The sequence below is a fragment of the Nocardia salmonicida genome (assembly GCF_036142455.1).
Lineage (GTDB): Bacteria > Actinomycetota > Actinomycetes > Mycobacteriales > Mycobacteriaceae > Nocardia > Nocardia salmonicida.
Genome location: NZ_CP108014.1, coordinates 3,645,715 through 3,663,829 on the forward strand (window position 1 = coordinate 3,645,715; position 18,115 = coordinate 3,663,829).

Below are 18,115 nucleotides of genomic sequence, written 5' to 3' on the forward strand. Positions count from 1 at the left end.
ATCTGTCAGCGCTCGTCGGCGGGGGTCGGGCGGGCGCGGAGGCTGTGGCCGTCCAGGCGGCCCGGTGGGGCGGCGAGGAGGTCGAGGACGGTGGGGGTGAGATCGATCAGCGTGTGGGCGCTGGTCACGGTGCCGGGGGTGAAGTCGGGGCCGCGGGCGACGACGAAGTTGGCGGTTTCGGCGGGGGTCTGGCCCCCGTGGCCGCCGGTCGGGAGGTGTCCGTGGTCGGTGGTGACCAAGACGGTCCACTGCTCGCGGGGAAAGGCTTGCGCGCGCCGGTCGACCGCCGCGACGATCTGGCCGACCAGCGCGTCCACCCGGCGAATCGCGGCCAGGTAGGCGCGGGACGCACCGCCGTGCTGGTGGCCTGCCAGGTCGATCTGGTCGAGGTGGGTGAAGACCAGATCAGGGCCGCAACGCTCGATCGCCGACACCACGTCGGTCGCGGTCGCGGCATCGGTAGCCGATTCGTCGGGGTCGTCGGCGACCGGCACGGTGGTGAGGGCGACGTCGGCGCGCCGGTCACCGGTGGCGGCGATCGTCGCGATCTGGTGCCAGGTGCCGATGGACACGGTGTACCGGGCGGGGTCGGCCCGTTCGATCCGGGTGAACACACTCGGGTGTGCCAGGAACGGACTCGCGTCGAATTCGTTGTCGGTGATCCCGTGCTCGGTGTCCCACACCCCGGTCAGCGCGCTCGCCCACGACGGCCCGGAAATCGTAATGTGCCCCGCGATGTCACCCTGCGAGAGCAGCCCCTGCGCGGCGAGGTGGCGCAACCGCGGCGCCTGCGCCGAATCGGCCTTGTCGAGCATCAGGCCATCGATCCCGATGACGACGACCTTGTTCACCACCTCGCCGACCCCGCGTCGAGGAGCCCCGAACTCGGCGGCCGCGTCGACCGTCGCCCCCACATCGTCGAACGCCGCCACCGACCCCGCCGCCGACCCGACCAGCGGAATCGTCACCAACGCGGTCACCAGCGCGACAAGCACTTCCGCCGGAGCCGACATCTCGCGCATGCCATCACGATGAGGGATCCGTGCCGCCGCGGCGAGACCGACGCGACGGTGTTCATCGACGTTTCATCGCCTTCGCACCCCTTGGACGCTTCGCTGAACAACCGGCGAACCACAGCGTCGAGCCGCGAATTCCGTTGACATCAGCAGCGGTTCGTGGCCCTCCGCACCTACGCCCTCTACGACCTGGAAATCACCGCTGTGCGGTGAGCCGCTCAGTTCTCGTCGACGTCGAACGCCCACACCACGGCGGGTCTGCCGGTGGCTTTCACCCGGCGACGTTCCCCGGTGCGACCGAGTCCGGGAATCGCGGCGAGCGTGCGGTTGAGGTTGGCGGGGTCGGGACGAGCGCCGTGCAGGGAGGTACTGAGATCGACCGCACGGGTAGCGGGAAACTCGGTGCCCGCCAGTGCTCGGGTGAGCGTCGCGTCCTTCCAGAGGAGTCCGGCCAGCAAGCCGCGGCTGGTCTCGACGATGCGGTTGTGGTCGAACGCCAGCGGCGGGACCTCGTCGAAGCCCACCCACTCGGCCGGGCCCTCGTGTTCGGCGACCACCGCCCACATCGCGATGGCCAGCGTCGGGCCGCGCGGGTCTCGATGGGGTTCGTCGAACGTGACGAGCTGGCCGACCGCGCCGATCGCCTCGGTCGGCACCCCGAGTTTGGTGTGGACAGCGCGTCGGGCGGCGTCGACGAGACGTTCGCCGCGGCCGAGCAGCACGCCGGGTAGCGCGAGTCGGCCGGTGAACGGCTCGAACTCGCGGGGGGCGATGCCGAGACGAACGCCGCTGTCGGCGTCCCAGCACCGCAAGGTCACCACATCGATCGACACAACGGATTGCTCCACGTCACCCCATCCTGTCTCGAGCTGCCCTGCTCCGGGCACAGTGCGCCGATACCGCGCTTCACGGTGCGCATGCCCCGATTCTTCCCTGCCTGCCGACATCATCGGGCTGCCCCCTCCGGTCGGCGGGGACAGCCGCGACAGCACGGTCGCGCCGATCCGGACCGTGACCGGTCAGCACCACCGGCACCCGCAACCGCTCGGCCAGCCACGCTGCCGGGTCGTCGTCGACCGGCGCGAGAATCGGTGTCGCGTCCACGAGTTGGTCGGTGAGCCGCTGCTGGTGATCGAGATCACGCCACCGCCCGGGGACGAGTTCGGTCACTACGCCCGCAGGCGTGTCGTATGCCTGTGCGGCACAGACAGTTCCGGGCTGGTCGAGGTGGTTGACGACCAACCCGTCGATCCCGCCACACACCTCGACGGCGTAGCGCAACAGGATCGGATCGAGGTGCCCCTGCCGGAACGCGCCCTGGTAGTGCCCGGTGCCGTTGTGCGGTTCGGGAAATCCGAGGAGCGCCTCGGTCGGCAGCGGACCCGCGCCGTGCCGGGTCATATAGGTGCGGGTGACGCCGAGCACCGCGGCGCTTCCGCCGATTTCGCGGATCATGGCGCGCGCGTTGCGCGGCTCGACCGTCGACCACGTGGTGTGCGGGTGCAGGCCCCGCCACTCGTCGAGCAGCACACCCTGCGCACCCTCGAACACCAATCGCCCCTCGCACGCGGACCGGGCGAGTTCCGCCGCATCGGTGATGCGGACGGCTCGCGCGAAATCGCGGTACATCGCCACCAGGGCGTCGATCGATTCGTATCCGTGCGCGCTGGGCCCGACGAGGCTGTCGTAGTGCGCGGCGAGCCGATCCAGCTTGGCGCGCAGCACGGCAGGCACCCGGCAGTCGGCCACGGTCGGCGCGTCGTGTTCCAGTGCGTACCAGGCTGTTTCACCGATGCCACGACCGCAGGAACCGTGCCGCGAGGCACCCCTCGCGTCTTCGCGCGCACGGTTCGCGGCGATGTGGATCGGCGTGGTCAGCAGGGCGCGACCGTCGACGGCGAGCAGTCCGAGCGGGTCGCGGACACCGAGCGCGGCCAACTGCTCGGATTCGGCGGCGAGCGCGATCGGCTCGACCAGCATGTGCCGCGACAACACGGTCGGCACCCCGGAGAAGGTCCCCGACCCGAACTGCGCGAAGGTGTGGTGGCGACCGTCTGCCACGACATTGTGCGCGGCCTGCGCACCGCCGTTGAACCGCACGACGGCCGACACTCCCAGATCCGCCTCGGCCGAGCACAACCAGTCGACCGTCGCGCCCTTACCGGCATCGCCGAAGCCGAGATCCACGACGACGAGGTGACGTTCACCGAACATCGAACTCATCGCCCCGGCGGCAGCGCGCGCATCGTCGGAGTCGGCTTCGAGCCGAGCGCCCGGCCGACCGCGTCGGCCTCGTCACCCGACCCGACATCGCGCAGATCGGCCAGCCCGGTATCGAGATCGACCCGGTCCTCGCCCAATCCGATGGTCAGCGCGATCAATTCGCAGACCGCGCCGGGGTCGTCGAGTTTCAGGAAATTCTGCCCGAGCAACGCCCGCCAGTGTTCGGCGATCTCCGGATCCCGGTAGTACGACGACTGATTCGGCAGAATGTAGTACACGTGCCAGCGCTGCTCGAGCTCGCGATAGATCGACTCCACGGACACATCGCGGCGCACATGGTCGCCGACCACCGCGCGGATGTGCCGGGCGGCCAGGCGAGGCTTGTTCAACTCGTCGCCGATCAGGAACAGATACCCCTTCTTGCCGCGCTTGTCCCAGGCGTCCGTCGCGACATGCTCGGCCATGAAATAGGCGGCCAGCTCATAGCTTTCGGACTTCTGTCCGCCACCGCCGCCTTCGAGCAGGATCGCCCGCAGCTGTTCGTCCATCCGATTGTCGGATTCGAACTGCCCGACCTGCAACGGCACCCGATCGGTGTCGGCGTCACCGATCGCGCCGAACAGGACCTGCGGATCCTGCGCGTACCCCTTGTTCTTCAGCAGCCCGTGCAGTTTTCCGAGCTTGTCCTGCATGATGCGCGGCACCCGCCCCATCGACCCGGTCACATCGAACAGCACGGCCACCGGCAGCGAGTTCCCGTGCTCGGCCGAGTCCCGGCACTCGCGCTTGCCGACTCCGAACGGATCCAGCAACGGGTGCGCGCACCACGTGTCATACGGCTTCGCCCGCATCTCGGCCGTATAGCCGAAATCATCCACCCCCTGCCGCGCCCGAAACGTCTTCCCCGCCCGGTAGGCGGTGTCGTCCCAATTCCCGTACCCCATCCGAACCACTCCCTCTCGCCTTGATCGTTGTTTTAGTCTATTCCACTAAAACTATGATCGTCAAGGCGCCCCAGCAGATTCGCCCGGACTCCCCGCTAGGGGGAACCGCCGTCCGGCAGCGGCGTCAAGCGCGTGGCGACGAGGGCAACACCCGGACCGGGCTTACCGCCGGGCCCGGGATGCCACGTGACGTTGTCCGAGGCGAGGGGAGCGCCACATTCGCGACAGACGACGACACCCTCGGTCACCCGACCGCAGTCGCGGTGGACCACCGACAGCGGTGGCCCGTCGTCCCCGGCCAGCCAGCGATCGCCCCAGGCCAGCAACATGGTCAGGACCGGGTAGAGATCGCGACCACGGTCGGTGAGGACGTACTCGGTGCGGGTCGGGTTCTCCTGATACACCCGGGTTTCCACGATCTCGTGGTCGCGCAGAGTGCGAAGACGGTCGGTCAGCACGTTCGACGCGATACCGAGATCGCGACGCAGGTCCTCGAAGCGGGTGATGCCGAGGAACAGGTCGCGCAGAATCAGGGGAGTCCACCGCTCCCCCACGATGCCTACGGTGCGCGCGATCGAGCACGCGATATCGGCGAGGTCCGCTTTTGCCATAGCACCGAGGGTAGTCCATTGCTTTTTGCAAGTCATCTGGTTACGGTCAGGAGGCACCTGAACGATTCGCCACAAAGGAAGGTGTAATGCCCATGTCCGATGCCCTCGCCGATCCGGTGTCCATCGATTCGGTGGCCCGATTCCGGCACGCGACCACCACCAACGACATCACCGCCCTGCTCGACACCTTGACCGAGGATGCCGAACTCGTCTCACCGGTGTCGGGACGGCTCGTATTCCGTGGTCGAAACGATCTCGCCCCGTTGCTCACCCTCGTCTATCGAGCTGTCAGCGATCTGCGGTGGACCCATACTCTCGGCACCGGTGACACCCGAGTTCTCTTGGGCGAAGCCAGGTTCGGACCCTTTCGGATGACCGAGGCCATGGTGCTCGACCTCGATACCGACGGCCGCATCCGGCGGATGCGCCCACATCTGCGGCCCTGGCTCGCGCTCACCGCGGTAGCGGTGTGGTTGGGCCCGAATCTGCTCCGGTATCCAGGAGCGATTCGCCGGGCCGCGCGCCCTGCTCGGTAGGCACCCGACCGTCTTCGACCAGGCCGTCCGGGGTGAGCTCGAGCCTGCGGGTCACCCCGATGTCGTCGAGGAAGCGCTCGTCGTGGCTCACCACGATCAACGCGCCCTCGAAGCTCGCCAGCGCCTGGGTGAGGTGAGCGAGGCTGGGGAGGTCGAGGTTGTTGGTGGGTTCGTCGAGCATCAGCAGCTTCGGGGCGGGTTCGGCGAGCAACAGGGTCGCCAGGGCGGCGCGCAGCCGTTCTCCGCCCGAGAGCGCGGCCGCGGCGATGTCGGCGTCGGCGCCGCGGAACAGGAAGCGCGCGAGCTGACCGCGAATCCGTTCCGGTGTCGCGTGCGGCGCGGCGGCGGCCACGTTGTCGAACACCGTCCGCGTTTCGTCGAACACGTCGAGGCGCTGCGGCAGCAACCGCCACGCCACCTTCGGTTCCTCGGCGACGATCCGGCGCAGCAGAGTGGTTTTGCCCGCCCCGTTCCGGCCGGTCAACGCGATCCGCTCCGGTCCGCTCACGCGCAGATCGACCACCGGCCCGTTGGCCAACTCGACCCGCTGGAGGTCGAGCACGTCCTGGCCCGGATACAGCCGGGTGCCGGGGAGCTCGACCCGGATCTCCCGGTCCGCGCGCACCAATTCCTCGGCCTGGCCGAGGGTTTCGCGAGCGGAGTCGAGTTTGTCGATGTGGGAGTTGCGCAGCTTGCCCGCCGACACCTCCGCGGCGTTCTTGCGCAGTCCCGCGACAATTTTCGGGACCCGCTTGTTGTCCTGCATCTTCTGGGCGAAGCGCGCCCGCCGGTCCAGTTTCGTTCGCGCGTCGACGAGTTCGCGCGCCTGCTTGCGCACATCGGAGCGCGCGTCACGAACGGCCGCGCGCGCCGACTCCTGCTCGGCCTCGATGATCCGCTCGTAATCGCTGAAACCACCACCGAAGGAACGGATCTCACCCGCGCGCAGTTCGGCGATGCCGTCCATCCGGTCGAGCAGATCCCGATCGTGGCTGACCACGATCACGGTGCCCGCGAACTGCCGGATCACCTCGTAGAGGCGTCCCCGGGCGACCGCGTCGAGGTTGTTGGTCGGCTCGTCGAGCAACAGCACGTCGGGCTCGCGCAACAGCTCGGCGACCAAGCCGAGCAGTACGGTTTCGCCGCCGGAGAGGGTGTCGAGGGTCCGGTCCAGGTCCTCGACCGACTCGGCGACGTAGTCGAGCCCGAGCTTGCCGAGCAGCGCGAGGGCCTCGTCCTCGACCTGCCAGGCCGTGCCGACGGTGTCGAAGTCCGCGGGCTCACCGGTACCGCTTTCGATGCGGTGCAGTGCGTTGCGCACCTCGGCGATGCCGAGCACGGCGTCGACCCGCTGACCGGTTCGCATGCCCAGGTCCTGACGCAGGTACCCGAGGCTGCCCGGCACGGAGATCGACCCGCGCACCGGCTTCAGCTCGCCGGCCACCAGCCGCAACAGCGTGGATTTTCCGGCGCCGTTGCTGCCGACCAGACCGATCTGCCCAGGTCCGACGACAGCATCGAGCCCGTCGAAGACAGCGGTGCCGTCCGGCCAGTGAAAAGTGAGATCGGAGAAAGAAAGAGAGGTCATGCGGATCCCCTGGAGGTGCGACGGATACACGGTGCGCAGAATGCGGACCGTCCGAGAGCGCTACCTCAAGAAATCAACGCGTGACTCCGATCGCCGGGAACAAGACCCTTCATTGATAACACCCCGACGCCCCGGCGCGCCACCCCTTTTTCCGGACCTGTGAGCCCGCTCATGTCGCGGCTAGTCTGAATTCGAACAGCACAGCCCCCTAGTCGAGGAGTGCGATGTCGGAGACGATTGTGGTGCGAACGGCCGGTCAGAGCGACGTCGACGCGGCGGCGCGGACACTGGCCGAAGCCTTCCAGCACGACCCGGTGATGAGCTGGATCCTGCCGGACCCACACCGGCGCGCGCTCGGTCTGCCCCGATTCTTCGCCACTATGGCGCGCCATATCTTCGTCCCCAGCGGTGCGTCCGAGGTGGCCTTACGCCCGGACGGCACGGTGGGCGGCGCGGCCCTGTGGACCCCGCCGCATACGGCGCAGTCGTCGATGAGCGAACTTCGCACGCTGCCCGGCCTCTGGCGCGCCTTCGGCCGCCGCGTCCCGGCCGCCAAACAAGTCGGCGACCTGCTGAAGAAGAACCACCCCACCGAACCACACTGGTACCTGGGAATGATCGGCACCGCCCCCGATGCCAGAGGCGGCGGCTTCGGCCACGCCCTGCTGCGCACCCGGCTCGAGACCGTCGACGCCGAGGGCGCCCTCGCCTATCTCGAATCCAGCAACCCGGTCAACGTTCCGTACTACGAACGCTTCGGCTTCGCGGTGACAGGCGAACTCCATCTCCCGGACGGCCCGCCGCTCTGGCCGATGCTGCGAACACCGCGCTGAGATCGGGTCAGAGCCTGACGATCGAGGTCACCGGGTAGTCACCCTGGTGCTCGCGGCCCTGCAGGAACTCGAGCTCCATCACCACCGCGGCGGCTACCACCTCGGCGCCGACCTCCTTGAACAGGGCGGCCGCGGCGGCGAGGGTGCCGCCGGTGGCGAGGACGTCGTCGAGCAGCAGGATTCGCTTGCCCGCGAGGTCGACGCCGTCGGCGGGAATCTCCAGTGCGGCGGAACCGTATTCGAGTTCGTACTCGCGCGAGACGACCGGCGGCGGGAGCTTGCCGCCCTTGCGAATGGCGAGCACCCCGGTGCCGAGGGTCGCCGCGACGCCGGCGCCGAGCAGGAAGCCACGCGCGTCGACACCGGCCACGAGGTCGGCGTCGGGGGCGATGGCGGCGAAGCAGTCGATGACCGCGCGGAAACCGGCCGCGTCGGCGAAGACCGGGGTGAGATCGGCGAAACGCACACCCGGCGTGGGGAAGTCGTCGTGCCAGCGAGTCAGCCGAGTGACCGCCTCGGCCGCCTCGGCGGTCCGCTCACTGGCCTGATCCTCGGACTCGACCACCGCGTGCTTGCTCATCAACCCTCTTTCATCACGTCCACTCATCGCTGCAACACCCAGCGATCCATGTTCCACCCGGTACCGGCCTGTGTCGGCCCGGCGATCCCGTTCTGCATCCCGTTGCCGAAAGCGATGACGCGCGGCGTCGCGAACAACGGAATGCTCGGGAGCTGCGCCCACAATAGGTTCTCGGCCTCGGTCAGCAAATTCAGCGTTGCGGTCGAATTGGACTCGCCCGCAAGCTGATCGGTGATCGCATCGTAGCGACCGTTAGCAAAGCCACCGAAATCGAGGCCGCTACCTGCCCGCAACGCGGCGAACGCGACAACACCCTCGCTCGATCCCGCGGGCCCCGGCACCGCACCGGTGCCGCCGAGTACCGCGTCGACGGCGCCTTCGGGCAGTCTGACCGGAGTGAAGTCGGGCGCACCCGCGTCGATCACGGTGATTCCCGCCCCACGGCACGACTCGGCGATCATCGCCACGGTCCGCGCACGGCGGGCGTCGGGCCCCTGGTAACCGATCCGCACCGTCGGCTGCGCCGTGCCCGCGGAGGCCAGGGTCGCGGTGGCCGCGGGGATGTCGGCGCCACGATACCGATCGGCGCCCCCGATCACCGCCGGGTAGTACAGCGAATCCTGCTGTACCACATGGGCATTCAGAACACCCGCGCCGAGACCGTACTTCGGCGGCTCCGTCCCCGCCTTGCCGAGGGTGTCGAACAGCGCCTGCCGGGGCACGCACTGCGCGAACGCCCGGCGCACCTCCACCCGTGAGAACACCCCGCCGGTGGCGAGCACGAGCTGTTCGGCGCCGCGACTCGCGACCGTCTGCTCGTCGAAACCGTCGAGCTTCAGATCCGCGACCGACCCGGCCCCGAGATCGACGACCCCGAGCGCGTTCTCCTTCGCCTTGGCGGCGAAGTCGGTGCCCTTGGGCCACACCACGATCCGCTTCGTCTCGGGCGCGTCACCCCACCACTTCTCATTGGCGACCAGCACCAGACCGTCCTTCGCGCTGAAGGATTCGATCCGATACGGACCCGACGACGGGAACTTCGTCAGGTCGAGCGCCCCGGACTTGACGGTCCAGCCGCTGTTCCAGAAATCGGCGATCCGGCCGATCACCGGACCGTCGCCGGTCTGCAGGGCGTTCACCACATTCGGCACGCCGACCGCCTGCGCCACCACATGCGCCGGCATCACCTCGGTCGCGGTGAACAGCGTCCGCCACGGCAGGTAGTGCTTGCCCGGCCGGAAGACCACGGTGGCGTCCTTGGATCCCGGTTGGCAGTCGATCCGTTCGATCTCGTCGTAGCCCACGGTGCTCGCCGCGTCGAACAGCGAGACGGGACCGCGATCGCCCGGGCGGGTGAACTTGCCCGAGCGCGCCGACCACGCCAGCACCAGGTCGTCGCAGGAGGTCTTCACCCCGTCGGAGTACACCCCGTCCGGGTTGAGCCGGTACTGCACCGTCTGGGTCTCGCCCGGCACTTCCTTGGCCGTGCCGACGTCGGTGTCGGCCACCTGCTGACCGTCGGGTCCGGTGTAGAAGAACCCGGTCAGCACGCGGCCGAACACCGCGGCGGCGCCACTACTGGCACCGAGCGTGCTCGCGCCGTTGTAGCTGGCGATCGAGGCGTCCACGGCGTACCCGATGGAGGGCACCTGGTTCTTCGCCGAGCACCCGGCCACCACGGAGGTGGTCACGGCCGCCGTGGCGAGGGCGGTGATCAGTCGAATCGTGCTGCGTCGCATGATGAGACCCCCTGCTTGTCGGTCGTCAGTGCCTTCTCTTCTGACGCTTTCCGCTCGGACGCGAACCCGGCCGCGGCGCACCACTGTCGGTCGGTCGGGGGCCACGGGCCGCCGAGGCGCTCGCGCCCACCGGAACCCGGGCGCCCGCGCCGACGCCGGCGCGCTTGTCCAGGACCTTCTTGGTGTGCGCGGCCACCGGACCCCAGCGTTCCTTGATCGAGACCAACACCGGCACGGCGAGGAAGATCGAGGAATAGGCGCCGACGATCATGCCGACCAACTGCACCAGCGCGAGGTCCTTGAGGGTGCCGACACCGAGCAGCCACACCGCGATCACCAGCATGCCGATGATCGGCAGGATGCCGATGATCGTGGTGCTGATCGAGCGCATCAGGGTCTGGTTGGCGGCCAGGTTGGCTTGTTCGGCGTAGGTGCGTTTGTTCAGGTGCAGCACGCCTCGGGTGTTCTCCTCGACCTTGTCGAAGACCACCACGTTGTCGTAGAGCACGTAACCCAGAATCGTGAGCAAGCCGATCACCGCGGCCGGTGTCACCTCGAACCCGACCAGCGAATAGATACCCGCCGTCACGAACAGGTTGAAGAACAGCGACACGATCGCCGCGACGGACATGTCGCGTTCGAAGCGGATGGCGATGTACACCATCGTCAACAACACGAACACCGCCAGCGCGATCAACGCCTTCTGGGTGATCTGCCCGCCCCAGGTCTCACTGATCTCGGCGATGCTGATGGCGTTGCGGCTCACCTGCCCGGACGAGTCCTTGGGCTGGAATTCGTCGTAGAGCGCGGTCTGGAGCTGGTCGATCTGTTCCAGACCGAGGGTTTCCGAACGCACCTGGATGGTGGCCGCGTCCCCGGAACCGACCTTCTGCACCGACACCGGTCCGTGGCCCAGCGCCTGCGAGTAGACGTCTTCCACCTCCTGGGTGGTAATGCCCTCGGCCGCGGGGATCTGGATACGCGAGCCGCCCTCGAAGTCGATACCGAGGGTGAAACCGCGCACGCCGATGCTGAGCAGCGAGATCAGCAGCAGTACCGCCGACAGCGTGTAGAACATCTTGCGCCTGCTGACGATGGGGAAGCCGCCGGTGCCGGTGTAGAGACGCTCGAAGAAGCCGTGCTTCGGGCCCTGGGTGGGCTCGTAGGAGTCCAGGTTCACCGATTCCTCGGTGGGTTTGTCGTTGCTCATCGTGACATCTCCTTCGACCTGGCCTGGCCGCGTTCCCTGGCGATCTGCTGAACCGAGCCGAGTCCGTTCACCGACGGCTTGGCCCAGAACGGCGAGCGCGCGGCGAGCATCAGCAACGGTGCGGTGACCAGGTACAGCACGATCACGTCGAGGACCGTGGTGACGCCGAGGGTGAAGGCGAAGCCCTTCACCTGACCGGCGGCGAGCAGGTACAGCACGACCGAGGCGATCAAGCTGACCGTCTTACCGGACAGGTTGGTGCGCTGAGCTCGCTGCCAACCGCGCGGCACCGCCGAGCGGAAGCTGCGTCCTTCGCGCATCTCGTCCTTGATGCGCTCGAAGAACACCACGAACGAGTCGGCCGTCAAACCGATACCGATGATCAGACCGGCGATGCCCGCGAGGTCGAGGGTGAACCCGATCCATCGCCCGAGCAGCACGATGATGCCGTAGACCGCGACACCGGCCGCGATCAGCGAGAACCCGGCCAGCAGGCCGAGCATCCGGTACACGAGCAGGCAGTACAGCAGCACCGCGATCAGGCCGATCGCGCCGGCCAGCAGACCCGCCTTCAGCGAGGACAGGCCCAGCGTCGCCGAGACCGTCTCCGCTTCGGAGGTCTGGAACGACAGCGGCAGCGAACCGTACTTCAGCGTGTTGGCCAGCTCTTCCGCGCTGTCGGCGGTGAAGCTGCCCGAGATCGAGGTACGACCACCCAGCTGCGGGCCCTGCTGCACCTGCGGGGCGCTGACGACCTTCGAGTCGAGCACGAACGCGACTCGCTTGTTGACGTACTCACCGGTCAGCTTCGACCAGGCATCGGCACCGGAGGACTTGAACTCGAGGTTCACCTCGTGCCGGGCCTGCTGGGAGTTCAGGCCGGAGGTCGCGTCGGCGATCTCCTGGCCGTCGATGCGGCTCGGGCCGAGCAGGAACACCTCGGCACCGTCCTGCGAGCAGGTGACCAGCGGAAGGGCCGGATCGTCGTTACCGGTCAGCGGGTCGGGCTTGGTGCAGTCCATGGCGGCCACGGCAACCTGCTGAACCTGCTGATCGGTGCTCTGGCGCAGCGCCTTGGCGTCGGCGATCTCCTTGGCCTGCTGCTGCTGGGTGGTGAGCCCACCGGGCGGCGGAGTCGGCGTCGGCGGTGCCTGCGCGGGGAACACCCGCGACTGCGGAGCCGGGGTCGTCGCGCCCTCGGCGGGCGGGGCCGATTCACCGGGCACCGGCGCCGGAGTCTCCGTGGCCGCGGGGGGCGCGGTGCCACCCGGTGGCGCGGTGCCGGTCGCGGGCGGGGCCGCGCCGCCTGCCTGCGGCTCGGTCGCGAACAGCACCGGGCGGATGTAGAGCTTGGCGGTGGTGGCCAGCGCGCGTGCCTGCTGGCTGTCCTCGCCGGGCACCGTGATGACCAGGTTGTCACCGTCGATGACCACCTCGGAGCCGGAGACGCCGAGACCGTTGACACGGCTCTCGATGATCTCCTGCGCCTTCTTCAGGCTGTCCTGGCTCGGCCTGTTGCCGTCGGGGGTACGCGCGGTCAACGTGACGCGGGTACCGCCCTGCAGGTCGATGCCGAGCTTGGCCGACGGGGAATGGTCACCGGTGAAGAACACCAGCGCGTAGATCACGGCCAGCAGCGCGGCGTAGACGCCGAGCAACCGGAACGGATGCGCCGATCCTTGGGAAGGTGGCACAGCAGGTCATCTCCTAGGCGGAAGTCGAGGCTGAATCGGTAGGCACAACGGTGCCCGGCCCGGAACGCCGTACGCGCCCGGGCGGGAAAAGGGACTGGTCAGTCCTTGGTCAGCCGGGTCTCGGTCTGTTCCACGGCTTCCTCGGCGGGGGCGTCGGTGACCTCAGGGGTCTCCTCGACCGTCTGCTCGTCGACGCGCACCTCGCGGATCGCCTGGCGCAGCCACGTGGTGACCACGTCCTCGGCGATCTCCAGGTCGATGGTGTTCTCGTCGAGGTCGACGATGGTGCCGTACAGACCCGAGGTGGTGACGACAGCGTCACCGACCTTCAAGGCCTCCTGCATCGTCGAGACCTTCTCGGCCTCCCGCTTCTGTTTGCGGATACCGAAGAACATCGGCACGAGCAGGGCCAGGATCAGCAGCGGAAACAGGAAGTCCATCGTCGAAGTCAGTCCCTAGTCAGTGGTGGACGTGCAAGTACGCCTGACAGTCTGCCAGTTCCCCGTCGCGGCGACACACCGGACACCGACGCGCGCGTGAAACAGCTCACGCGATGCTGCCGTAGGTGTAGTCGTCGAGCGGGAAGGTGACTGCCTCGCGGTGCGCCGCGGCGGTGCTGGTCGGGCGCAGCAGCGCCGCTTCACCGTGCTGGTTGAAGTAGTAGCTGCGCGCGGTGGCGCAGTCGCCGCCGTAGAACACCGAGGAACCCAGCTTGTCGGTCATCCGGTCGAGGAATTCCGCATTGGCGTCCTCGGTGACCTCGAAGGTCTGCTCGCCGCGGCGGAACAGCTCGGTGAACAACCTGCCCATGTGCTTCATCTGGGCCTCGATGGTGGTGAAGTACGACAGCCCGCTGTAGGAGTAGGGGCTGTTGAGGCTCAAGAAGTTGGGGAACTTGGGCACGGTGATGCCCTCGTAGGCCTGAAAACGATTGTCGCGCCAGAACTTCCCGAGGTTCACACCGTCGCGCCCGACGATCTCGATGGCCGGGAAGTTCACGTCCCAGAGATTGAAGCCGGTGGCGAGCAGCAGCGTGTCGATCTCGGTCTTGTGGCCGTCGGCGGTGACGATGCCGTCGGGCTCCACATGGTCGATCGAGTTCGTCTCCAGCCGCACGTGCGGCTGGTTGAACGTCTTGAAATAGGTGTTGGAGAACGTCGGGCGCTTGCAGCCGAAGTCGTAGTGCGGGGTGAGTTTGTCCCTGGTCTCGGGGTCACGCACCTGCGCGAACAGGTGCGCCTTGGCCAACGCGGCGGCTGCCCGGTTCAACGGTTTGGCCTGCTTGTAGTGCAGCACGCCGACGACCATCAGCGCCTCGAGCATTCCGGTGTTGACCAGCCGCGCCGCCTTCTGCGTGAGCGGAACCTTGTCGAACAGTTCCCGCACCACCCCCGGAATCGGCGCGTCGACCTTGGGCACCACCCAGATCGGGGTCCGCTGGAACACGGTCAGCGCGTCGACCTTCTTCGCGACCTCGGGCACCAACTGCACCGCGGTGGCGCCGGTGCCGATGATGGCGGCCTTGCGGCCGGTCAGGTCGTAGTCGGCGTCCCAGTCGGTGGTGTGGATGATCTTGCCCGCGAAGGTCTCGATGCCGGGGAACGGCGGAGTGTAGGGCTGGGACAGGAACCCCGTCGCCGCGAGCAGATAGCGCGCGGTCAGCGTCTCACCGCCGGCGATCGTGACCACCCACTGCTGGTTCTCCGCGTCCCAGCGCGCACCGTCGACGACGGTCCCGAACCGCATCCGCCTGCGCAGATCGTATTTGTCGGCCACGTGCTCGGCGTATTTCTTCAGCTCGGCGCCGGGCGCGAACAGCCGGGTCCAGCGCGGGTTCGGCTCGAAGGAGTAGGAGTAGGTCACCGAGGCGATGTCGACCGCCAGGCCCGGATACCTGTTCACATGCCAGGTGCCACCCAGGTCGTCCTCGCGTTCCAGGATGACGAAATCGCGCAGCCCGAGCCGGTCGAGTTCGATACCTGCGCCGATGCCACCGAAACCCGCTCCGACCACCACCGCGTCGAACTGAGGAACCACGTCGAACCTCCACACCGAGATCACGAGAATGACATGTCATTCTGATTACGCCGACTGTAACATCGTCAATGTGACGAAGCCACCCTCGCGAATCGACCAACGCAAAGCCGAATTGCGCAGGGAGATCATCGATACCGCGTTCGACTGCTTCGCCGAGAAGGGCTATCACGCCACCGGCATCGCCGATATCGCCACGCGTCTGGGCATCGGGCACGGCACCTTCTACCGCTATTTCGCGAACAAGCGCGACATCATCGACCACGTCATCGACGAGGTGAGCGGGCGGATCTTCGGCGCGCTCGACAAGAACATGGAGCCCGAGAGCGCCGCGACCATCGACGAATACGCCGCGCTGATCGACCGGATCGGCGACTCGCTCACCCGCGTCCTGCTCGACGATCCACGCACGGCGCACCTGCTGCTGTTCCACGCCACCGGTATCGACGACGAACTCACCGCGCGGGTGTACGGCTTGGTCGACGCCACCGAGATCCTCATGACGCGCTACCTCGAGCACGGTGTGCGCGTCGGTTACCTACGCGCCGATATCGACACCGCCAATACCGCCAAGGCGGCACTGGGCATGATCGTCGCCGGGCTCGTATCGGGCATGCGTACCCCTGATCCGGCATCGATGTCGGTGTACAGTCACGCCGTGCGGCGGCTGTTCATCGATGGCGTGCGCGCCGCTGCCCGATAGCGAAAAGCCGTGGGATAGAAGGGCAATCCTGAGACAATGACCGCTGTGACGCCCGACGATGTGAGCCGCACCCACTTCGCCATGCCGACTCTGGGCCATCGCGGCTACCACGCAGACGAGGTCGACGCCTTTCTGGAACAGGTGTCGGCCACCCTCGACGGGCAGGGCGGGCTCACCGCCGACGACATCCGCCACGTGCACTTCGGCGCACCGCGTTTCGGCGGTCGCGGCTATCAGGCCGACCAGGTCGACGACTTCCTCGACCGCGTGCGGACCGAGCTCGAACACCGGCAGAAGGGTGGCCCGCCCGTTCCGGCGGCGCGTGCCGGCGACGATGTCGCCGAGATACTCACCCCCGACGACGTGCACCGCATGCGTTTCACCCAGTCCGCCGTCGGCAGGCGCGGCTACCACGAGGAAGAGGTCGACGCCTTCCTCGACCTGGTCGCGGCGACCCTGGCCCACAACGGCCCAGGCAGCCTCACCACCTCCGATGTGCGCGGCGTCCGCTTCAACGACACCCGCCTCGGCACCCGCGGCTACGCCCGCGAAGAAGTAGACGCCTTCATCGACCTGGTGATCACCGCACTGGAGCACCCCGAACGCCGTCAATAGTTATGGCGGCTGGCGCCGCTGGGTTTCGGCCTGGGAACCTTGATCTTCCCTCCCTCCGGGCACTCCTTCGTCGCACCCTCCGGTCAGTCCAGATCAAGGCGGCCGAAACCCCCAGCGGCGAACCCGCCCGTTCCTACCCTTGGATGCTGTGGAGTTCGGCTTCGCGCAGGTCGTCGGGGAAGACGTAGCGACGGAAGGCCCAGAAGCGGAACGCCATGGCCAGCAGGACGCCCAGGATCTGTCCCGAGATGAAGTTGGCGACCATCTGTACCGTCGGATCCACGTGCGGCACACGCAGATTCAGCGCATAGAGCGAGATAGCCTGCGGGATCATGGTGACCACGATGCCCAGCGCGCTGACGGCGAAGAACAGGGCCGCTTCATGGCTACGCTGCCTGCCGCCGCGGGCGCGGAAGGACCACTCGCGATTGAGGATGTAGGAGGCGATGGTCGCGATCAGCGCGCCGAGCAGGCGCGCGGTGAGCGGCTTGTCCCCGAGCACCGTCAGTTTCACCGCGTACACGACCCCGGTGTCGATGAACCAGGTGATCGCGCCGACCACGGCGAATTTCAGAAGTTCCCGATGCTTCATGAGCAGGGAACGCAACGGCTCGGGGAGTCGTTGCACCACTTCTAGGACTGCCACCGAATCGACAGTAGACGACGTTGCGGCGCGATGCCCGTCCGGAGGCGGGGTATTTCAGTCCAAGCCCTCGACACTCGGTTGCGGTTCACGCCCACGCACTTCGATGGCGCCGATGACCAGATCGGGCGGCGGCACCAGGCCCAGATGTTCCCAGGCCCCCGCGGTCGCGACCCGGCCTCGGGGCGTGCGGGCGACGAGCCCGGCGCGAACGAGGAACGGTTCACAGACCTCTTCCACGGTGGCCGCCTCCTCGCCGACCGCCACGGCCAGGGTCGACACCCCCACCGGTCCCCCACCGAAGCCACGCACGAGCGCGCCGAGGACAGCGCGGTCGAGCCGGTCGAGGCCGAGCGCGTCGACGTCGTAGACCTCGAGCGCCGCCATCGCGATGGGGTGGGTGATGAACCCGTCGGCTCTGACCTCGGCGTAGTCGCGGACCCGGCGCAGCAGCCGGTTGGCGATTCGTGGGGTACCGCGGGAGCGTCCGGCGACTTCGGCGGCGGCGTCCTGGTCGATCTGCACGCCGAGGATGCGGGCCGAGCGGGTGAGGATCTGCAGCAGTTCGGCGGGGTCGTAGAAGTCCATGTGGCCGGTGAAGCCGAAACGGTCGCGCAGCGGGCCGGTGAGCGCGCCCGAGCGGGTGGTGGCGCCGACCAGGGTGAACGGGGCGATGTCGAGGGGGATCGAGGTCGCGCCGGGGCCCTTGCCGACCACCACGTCGACGCGGAAGTCCTCCATCGCCAGGTACAGCATTTCCTCGGCCGGGCGGGCCATTCGGTGGATCTCGTCGATGAACAGGACATCACCCTCGACCAGGTTGGACAGCATGGCGGCGAGGTCGCCCGCGCGTTCCAGGGCCGGTCCCGAGGTGATGCGAAGGGCGGTGCCCAGTTCGCCCGCGATGATCATCGCCATGCTGGTCTTACCGAGGCCGGGTGGTCCCGACAGCAGGACGTGGTCGGGGGTGGCGCCGCGCTGGCGGGCGCCGCGCAGCACGAGTGCGAGCTGTTCGCGCACGCGGGGCTGGCCGATGAACTCGTCGAGCGAGGTCGGCCGCAGGCCGGTTTCGGCTTCGCCGTCGGTGCTGAGGTACCGCGCGGTGAGGTCGGATTCGTCGGTCTCGTCGATGTCGTCGTCGAACAC

At 67.9% G+C, this 18,115-nt stretch carries 18 protein-coding genes; 4 read left to right on the forward strand and 14 right to left on the reverse strand.

The window, feature by feature from the left end:
* Window positions 1–5 precede the first annotated feature (5 nt).
* The 5 genes from OHS03_RS17300 to OHS03_RS17320 all read right to left on the reverse strand — a co-directional run bounded on the left by OHS03_RS17300 (window position 6) and on the right by OHS03_RS17320 (window position 4,794).
* Window positions 6–1,022, reverse strand: a complete 1,017-nt coding sequence (locus OHS03_RS17300) for an alkaline phosphatase family protein (protein ID WP_328663969.1) — start codon at window positions 1,020–1,022, stop codon at window positions 6–8.
* A 212-nt stretch (window positions 1,023–1,234) separates the two neighbouring features.
* On the reverse strand, window positions 1,235–1,864 hold the full coding sequence (locus OHS03_RS17305) for an NUDIX hydrolase (RefSeq protein ID WP_301901546.1): 630 nt from the start codon (window positions 1,862–1,864) through the stop codon (window positions 1,235–1,237).
* A gap of 58 nt (window positions 1,865–1,922) precedes the next feature.
* On the reverse strand, window positions 1,923–3,239 hold the full coding sequence (locus OHS03_RS17310; protein WP_328663971.1) for an adenylosuccinate synthetase: 1,317 nt from the start codon (window positions 3,237–3,239) through the stop codon (window positions 1,923–1,925).
* Window positions 3,236–4,183: a hypothetical protein gene (locus OHS03_RS17315; RefSeq protein ID WP_062987309.1), complete on the reverse strand. Its 948-nt coding sequence runs from the start codon at window positions 4,181–4,183 to the stop codon at window positions 3,236–3,238. The genes OHS03_RS17310 and OHS03_RS17315 overlap by 4 nt, the downstream gene beginning before the upstream one ends.
* A gap of 95 nt (window positions 4,184–4,278) precedes the next feature.
* Window positions 4,279–4,794 (reverse strand): winged helix-turn-helix transcriptional regulator, encoded by a 516-nt coding sequence (locus OHS03_RS17320; protein WP_328663973.1) that lies wholly within the window; start codon window positions 4,792–4,794, stop codon window positions 4,279–4,281.
* An 86-nt stretch (window positions 4,795–4,880) separates the two neighbouring features.
* Between OHS03_RS17320 and OHS03_RS17325 the strand changes: the two genes are divergently transcribed.
* Window positions 4,881–5,330, forward strand: coding sequence for a nuclear transport factor 2 family protein (locus OHS03_RS17325; protein WP_328663975.1), 450 nt, complete (start codon window positions 4,881–4,883; stop codon window positions 5,328–5,330).
* Here OHS03_RS17325 and OHS03_RS17330 read toward each other — a convergent pair.
* Window positions 5,248–6,918, reverse strand: a complete 1,671-nt coding sequence (locus tag OHS03_RS17330; protein WP_328663978.1) for an ABC-F family ATP-binding cassette domain-containing protein — start codon at window positions 6,916–6,918, stop codon at window positions 5,248–5,250. The genes OHS03_RS17325 and OHS03_RS17330 overlap by 83 nt on opposite strands.
* A gap of 224 nt (window positions 6,919–7,142) precedes the next feature.
* Between OHS03_RS17330 and OHS03_RS17335 the strand changes: the two genes are divergently transcribed.
* Window positions 7,143–7,751, forward strand: coding sequence for a GNAT family N-acetyltransferase (locus OHS03_RS17335; RefSeq protein WP_328663979.1), 609 nt, complete (start codon window positions 7,143–7,145; stop codon window positions 7,749–7,751).
* Between the two features lie 7 nt (window positions 7,752–7,758).
* Here OHS03_RS17335 and OHS03_RS17340 read toward each other — a convergent pair whose 3' ends face one another.
* The 6 genes from OHS03_RS17340 to OHS03_RS17365 form a co-directional block, all read right to left on the reverse strand.
* A complete protein-coding gene (locus OHS03_RS17340) occupies window positions 7,759–8,331 on the reverse strand; it encodes an adenine phosphoribosyltransferase (protein ID WP_328663981.1) in 573 nt (190 codons plus the stop codon).
* Between the two features lie 23 nt (window positions 8,332–8,354).
* Window positions 8,355–10,070 (reverse strand): ABC transporter substrate-binding protein, encoded by a 1,716-nt coding sequence (locus tag OHS03_RS17345; protein WP_328663984.1) that lies wholly within the window; start codon window positions 10,068–10,070, stop codon window positions 8,355–8,357.
* A 25-nt stretch (window positions 10,071–10,095) separates the two neighbouring features.
* The gene (gene secF / locus OHS03_RS17350) at window positions 10,096–11,280 is read right to left on the reverse strand and encodes a protein translocase subunit SecF (RefSeq protein ID WP_328663986.1); all 1,185 of its coding nucleotides are present in this window, start codon (window positions 11,278–11,280) and stop codon (window positions 10,096–10,098) included.
* A complete protein-coding gene (gene secD, locus OHS03_RS17355) occupies window positions 11,277–12,974 on the reverse strand; it encodes a protein translocase subunit SecD (RefSeq protein ID WP_328663988.1) in 1,698 nt (565 codons plus the stop codon). Before secD ends, secF begins: the two co-directional genes overlap by 4 nt.
* Window positions 12,975–13,072: 98 nt before the next feature.
* Entirely contained in the window at window positions 13,073–13,414 is a 342-nt protein-coding gene (gene yajC, locus OHS03_RS17360; RefSeq protein WP_056810762.1) for a preprotein translocase subunit YajC, read from the reverse strand.
* A 106-nt stretch (window positions 13,415–13,520) separates the two neighbouring features.
* The gene (locus tag OHS03_RS17365) at window positions 13,521–15,011 is read right to left on the reverse strand and encodes a flavin-containing monooxygenase (RefSeq protein ID WP_328663990.1); all 1,491 of its coding nucleotides are present in this window, start codon (window positions 15,009–15,011) and stop codon (window positions 13,521–13,523) included.
* A 70-nt stretch (window positions 15,012–15,081) separates the two neighbouring features.
* On the opposite strand from OHS03_RS17365, the gene OHS03_RS17370 reads away from it, so the two are divergent.
* Together OHS03_RS17370 and OHS03_RS17375 are read left to right on the forward strand one after the other, a co-directional pair.
* Window positions 15,082–15,711, forward strand: a complete 630-nt coding sequence (locus tag OHS03_RS17370) for a TetR/AcrR family transcriptional regulator (RefSeq protein ID WP_328663992.1) — start codon at window positions 15,082–15,084, stop codon at window positions 15,709–15,711.
* 36 nt (window positions 15,712–15,747) lie between these two features.
* The gene (locus OHS03_RS17375) at window positions 15,748–16,326 is read left to right on the forward strand and encodes a DivIVA domain-containing protein (RefSeq protein WP_328663993.1); all 579 of its coding nucleotides are present in this window, start codon (window positions 15,748–15,750) and stop codon (window positions 16,324–16,326) included.
* Window positions 16,327–16,459: 133 nt separating this feature from the next.
* Here OHS03_RS17375 and OHS03_RS17380 read toward each other — a convergent pair whose 3' ends face one another.
* Together OHS03_RS17380 and ruvB are read right to left on the reverse strand one after the other, a co-directional pair.
* The gene (locus OHS03_RS17380) at window positions 16,460–16,972 is read right to left on the reverse strand and encodes a GtrA family protein (RefSeq protein WP_235569310.1); all 513 of its coding nucleotides are present in this window, start codon (window positions 16,970–16,972) and stop codon (window positions 16,460–16,462) included.
* Window positions 16,973–17,026: 54 nt separating this feature from the next.
* Window positions 17,027–18,115 carry a Holliday junction branch migration DNA helicase RuvB gene (gene ruvB / locus OHS03_RS17385; RefSeq protein ID WP_062987287.1) on the reverse strand — a complete coding sequence of 363 codons (1,089 nt, stop codon included), beginning with the start codon at window positions 18,113–18,115 and terminating at the stop codon, window positions 17,027–17,029.

What these genes read in the sequence shown, in the direction of transcription:
- secF (WP_328663986.1), bottom strand. Translation starts at nt 11,280, where the DNA reads ATGAGCAACGACAAACCCACCGAGGAATCGGTGAACCTGGACTCCTAC.
- OHS03_RS17345 (WP_328663984.1), bottom strand. Translation starts at nt 10,070, where the DNA reads ATGCGACGCAGCACGATTCGACTGATCACCGCCCTCGCCACGGCGGCC.
- yajC (WP_056810762.1), bottom strand. Translation starts at nt 13,414, where the DNA reads ATGGACTTCCTGTTTCCGCTGCTGATCCTGGCCCTGCTCGTGCCGATG.
- OHS03_RS17340 (WP_328663981.1), bottom strand. Translation starts at nt 8,331, where the DNA reads ATGAGCAAGCACGCGGTGGTCGAGTCCGAGGATCAGGCCAGTGAGCGG.
- OHS03_RS17310 (WP_328663971.1), bottom strand. Translation starts at nt 3,239, where the DNA reads ATGAGTTCGATGTTCGGTGAACGTCACCTCGTCGTCGTGGATCTCGGC.
- OHS03_RS17300 (WP_328663969.1), bottom strand. Translation starts at nt 1,022, where the DNA reads ATGCGCGAGATGTCGGCTCCGGCGGAAGTGCTTGTCGCGCTGGTGACC.
- OHS03_RS17335 (WP_328663979.1), top strand. Translation starts at nt 7,143, where the DNA reads ATGTCGGAGACGATTGTGGTGCGAACGGCCGGTCAGAGCGACGTCGAC.
- OHS03_RS17315 (WP_062987309.1), bottom strand. Translation starts at nt 4,183, where the DNA reads ATGGGGTACGGGAATTGGGACGACACCGCCTACCGGGCGGGGAAGACG.
- OHS03_RS17330 (WP_328663978.1), bottom strand. Translation starts at nt 6,918, where the DNA reads ATGACCTCTCTTTCTTTCTCCGATCTCACTTTTCACTGGCCGGACGGC.
- OHS03_RS17375 (WP_328663993.1), top strand. Translation starts at nt 15,748, where the DNA reads ATGACCGCTGTGACGCCCGACGATGTGAGCCGCACCCACTTCGCCATG.
- OHS03_RS17320 (WP_328663973.1), bottom strand. Translation starts at nt 4,794, where the DNA reads ATGGCAAAAGCGGACCTCGCCGATATCGCGTGCTCGATCGCGCGCACC.
- OHS03_RS17325 (WP_328663975.1), top strand. Translation starts at nt 4,881, where the DNA reads ATGCCCATGTCCGATGCCCTCGCCGATCCGGTGTCCATCGATTCGGTG.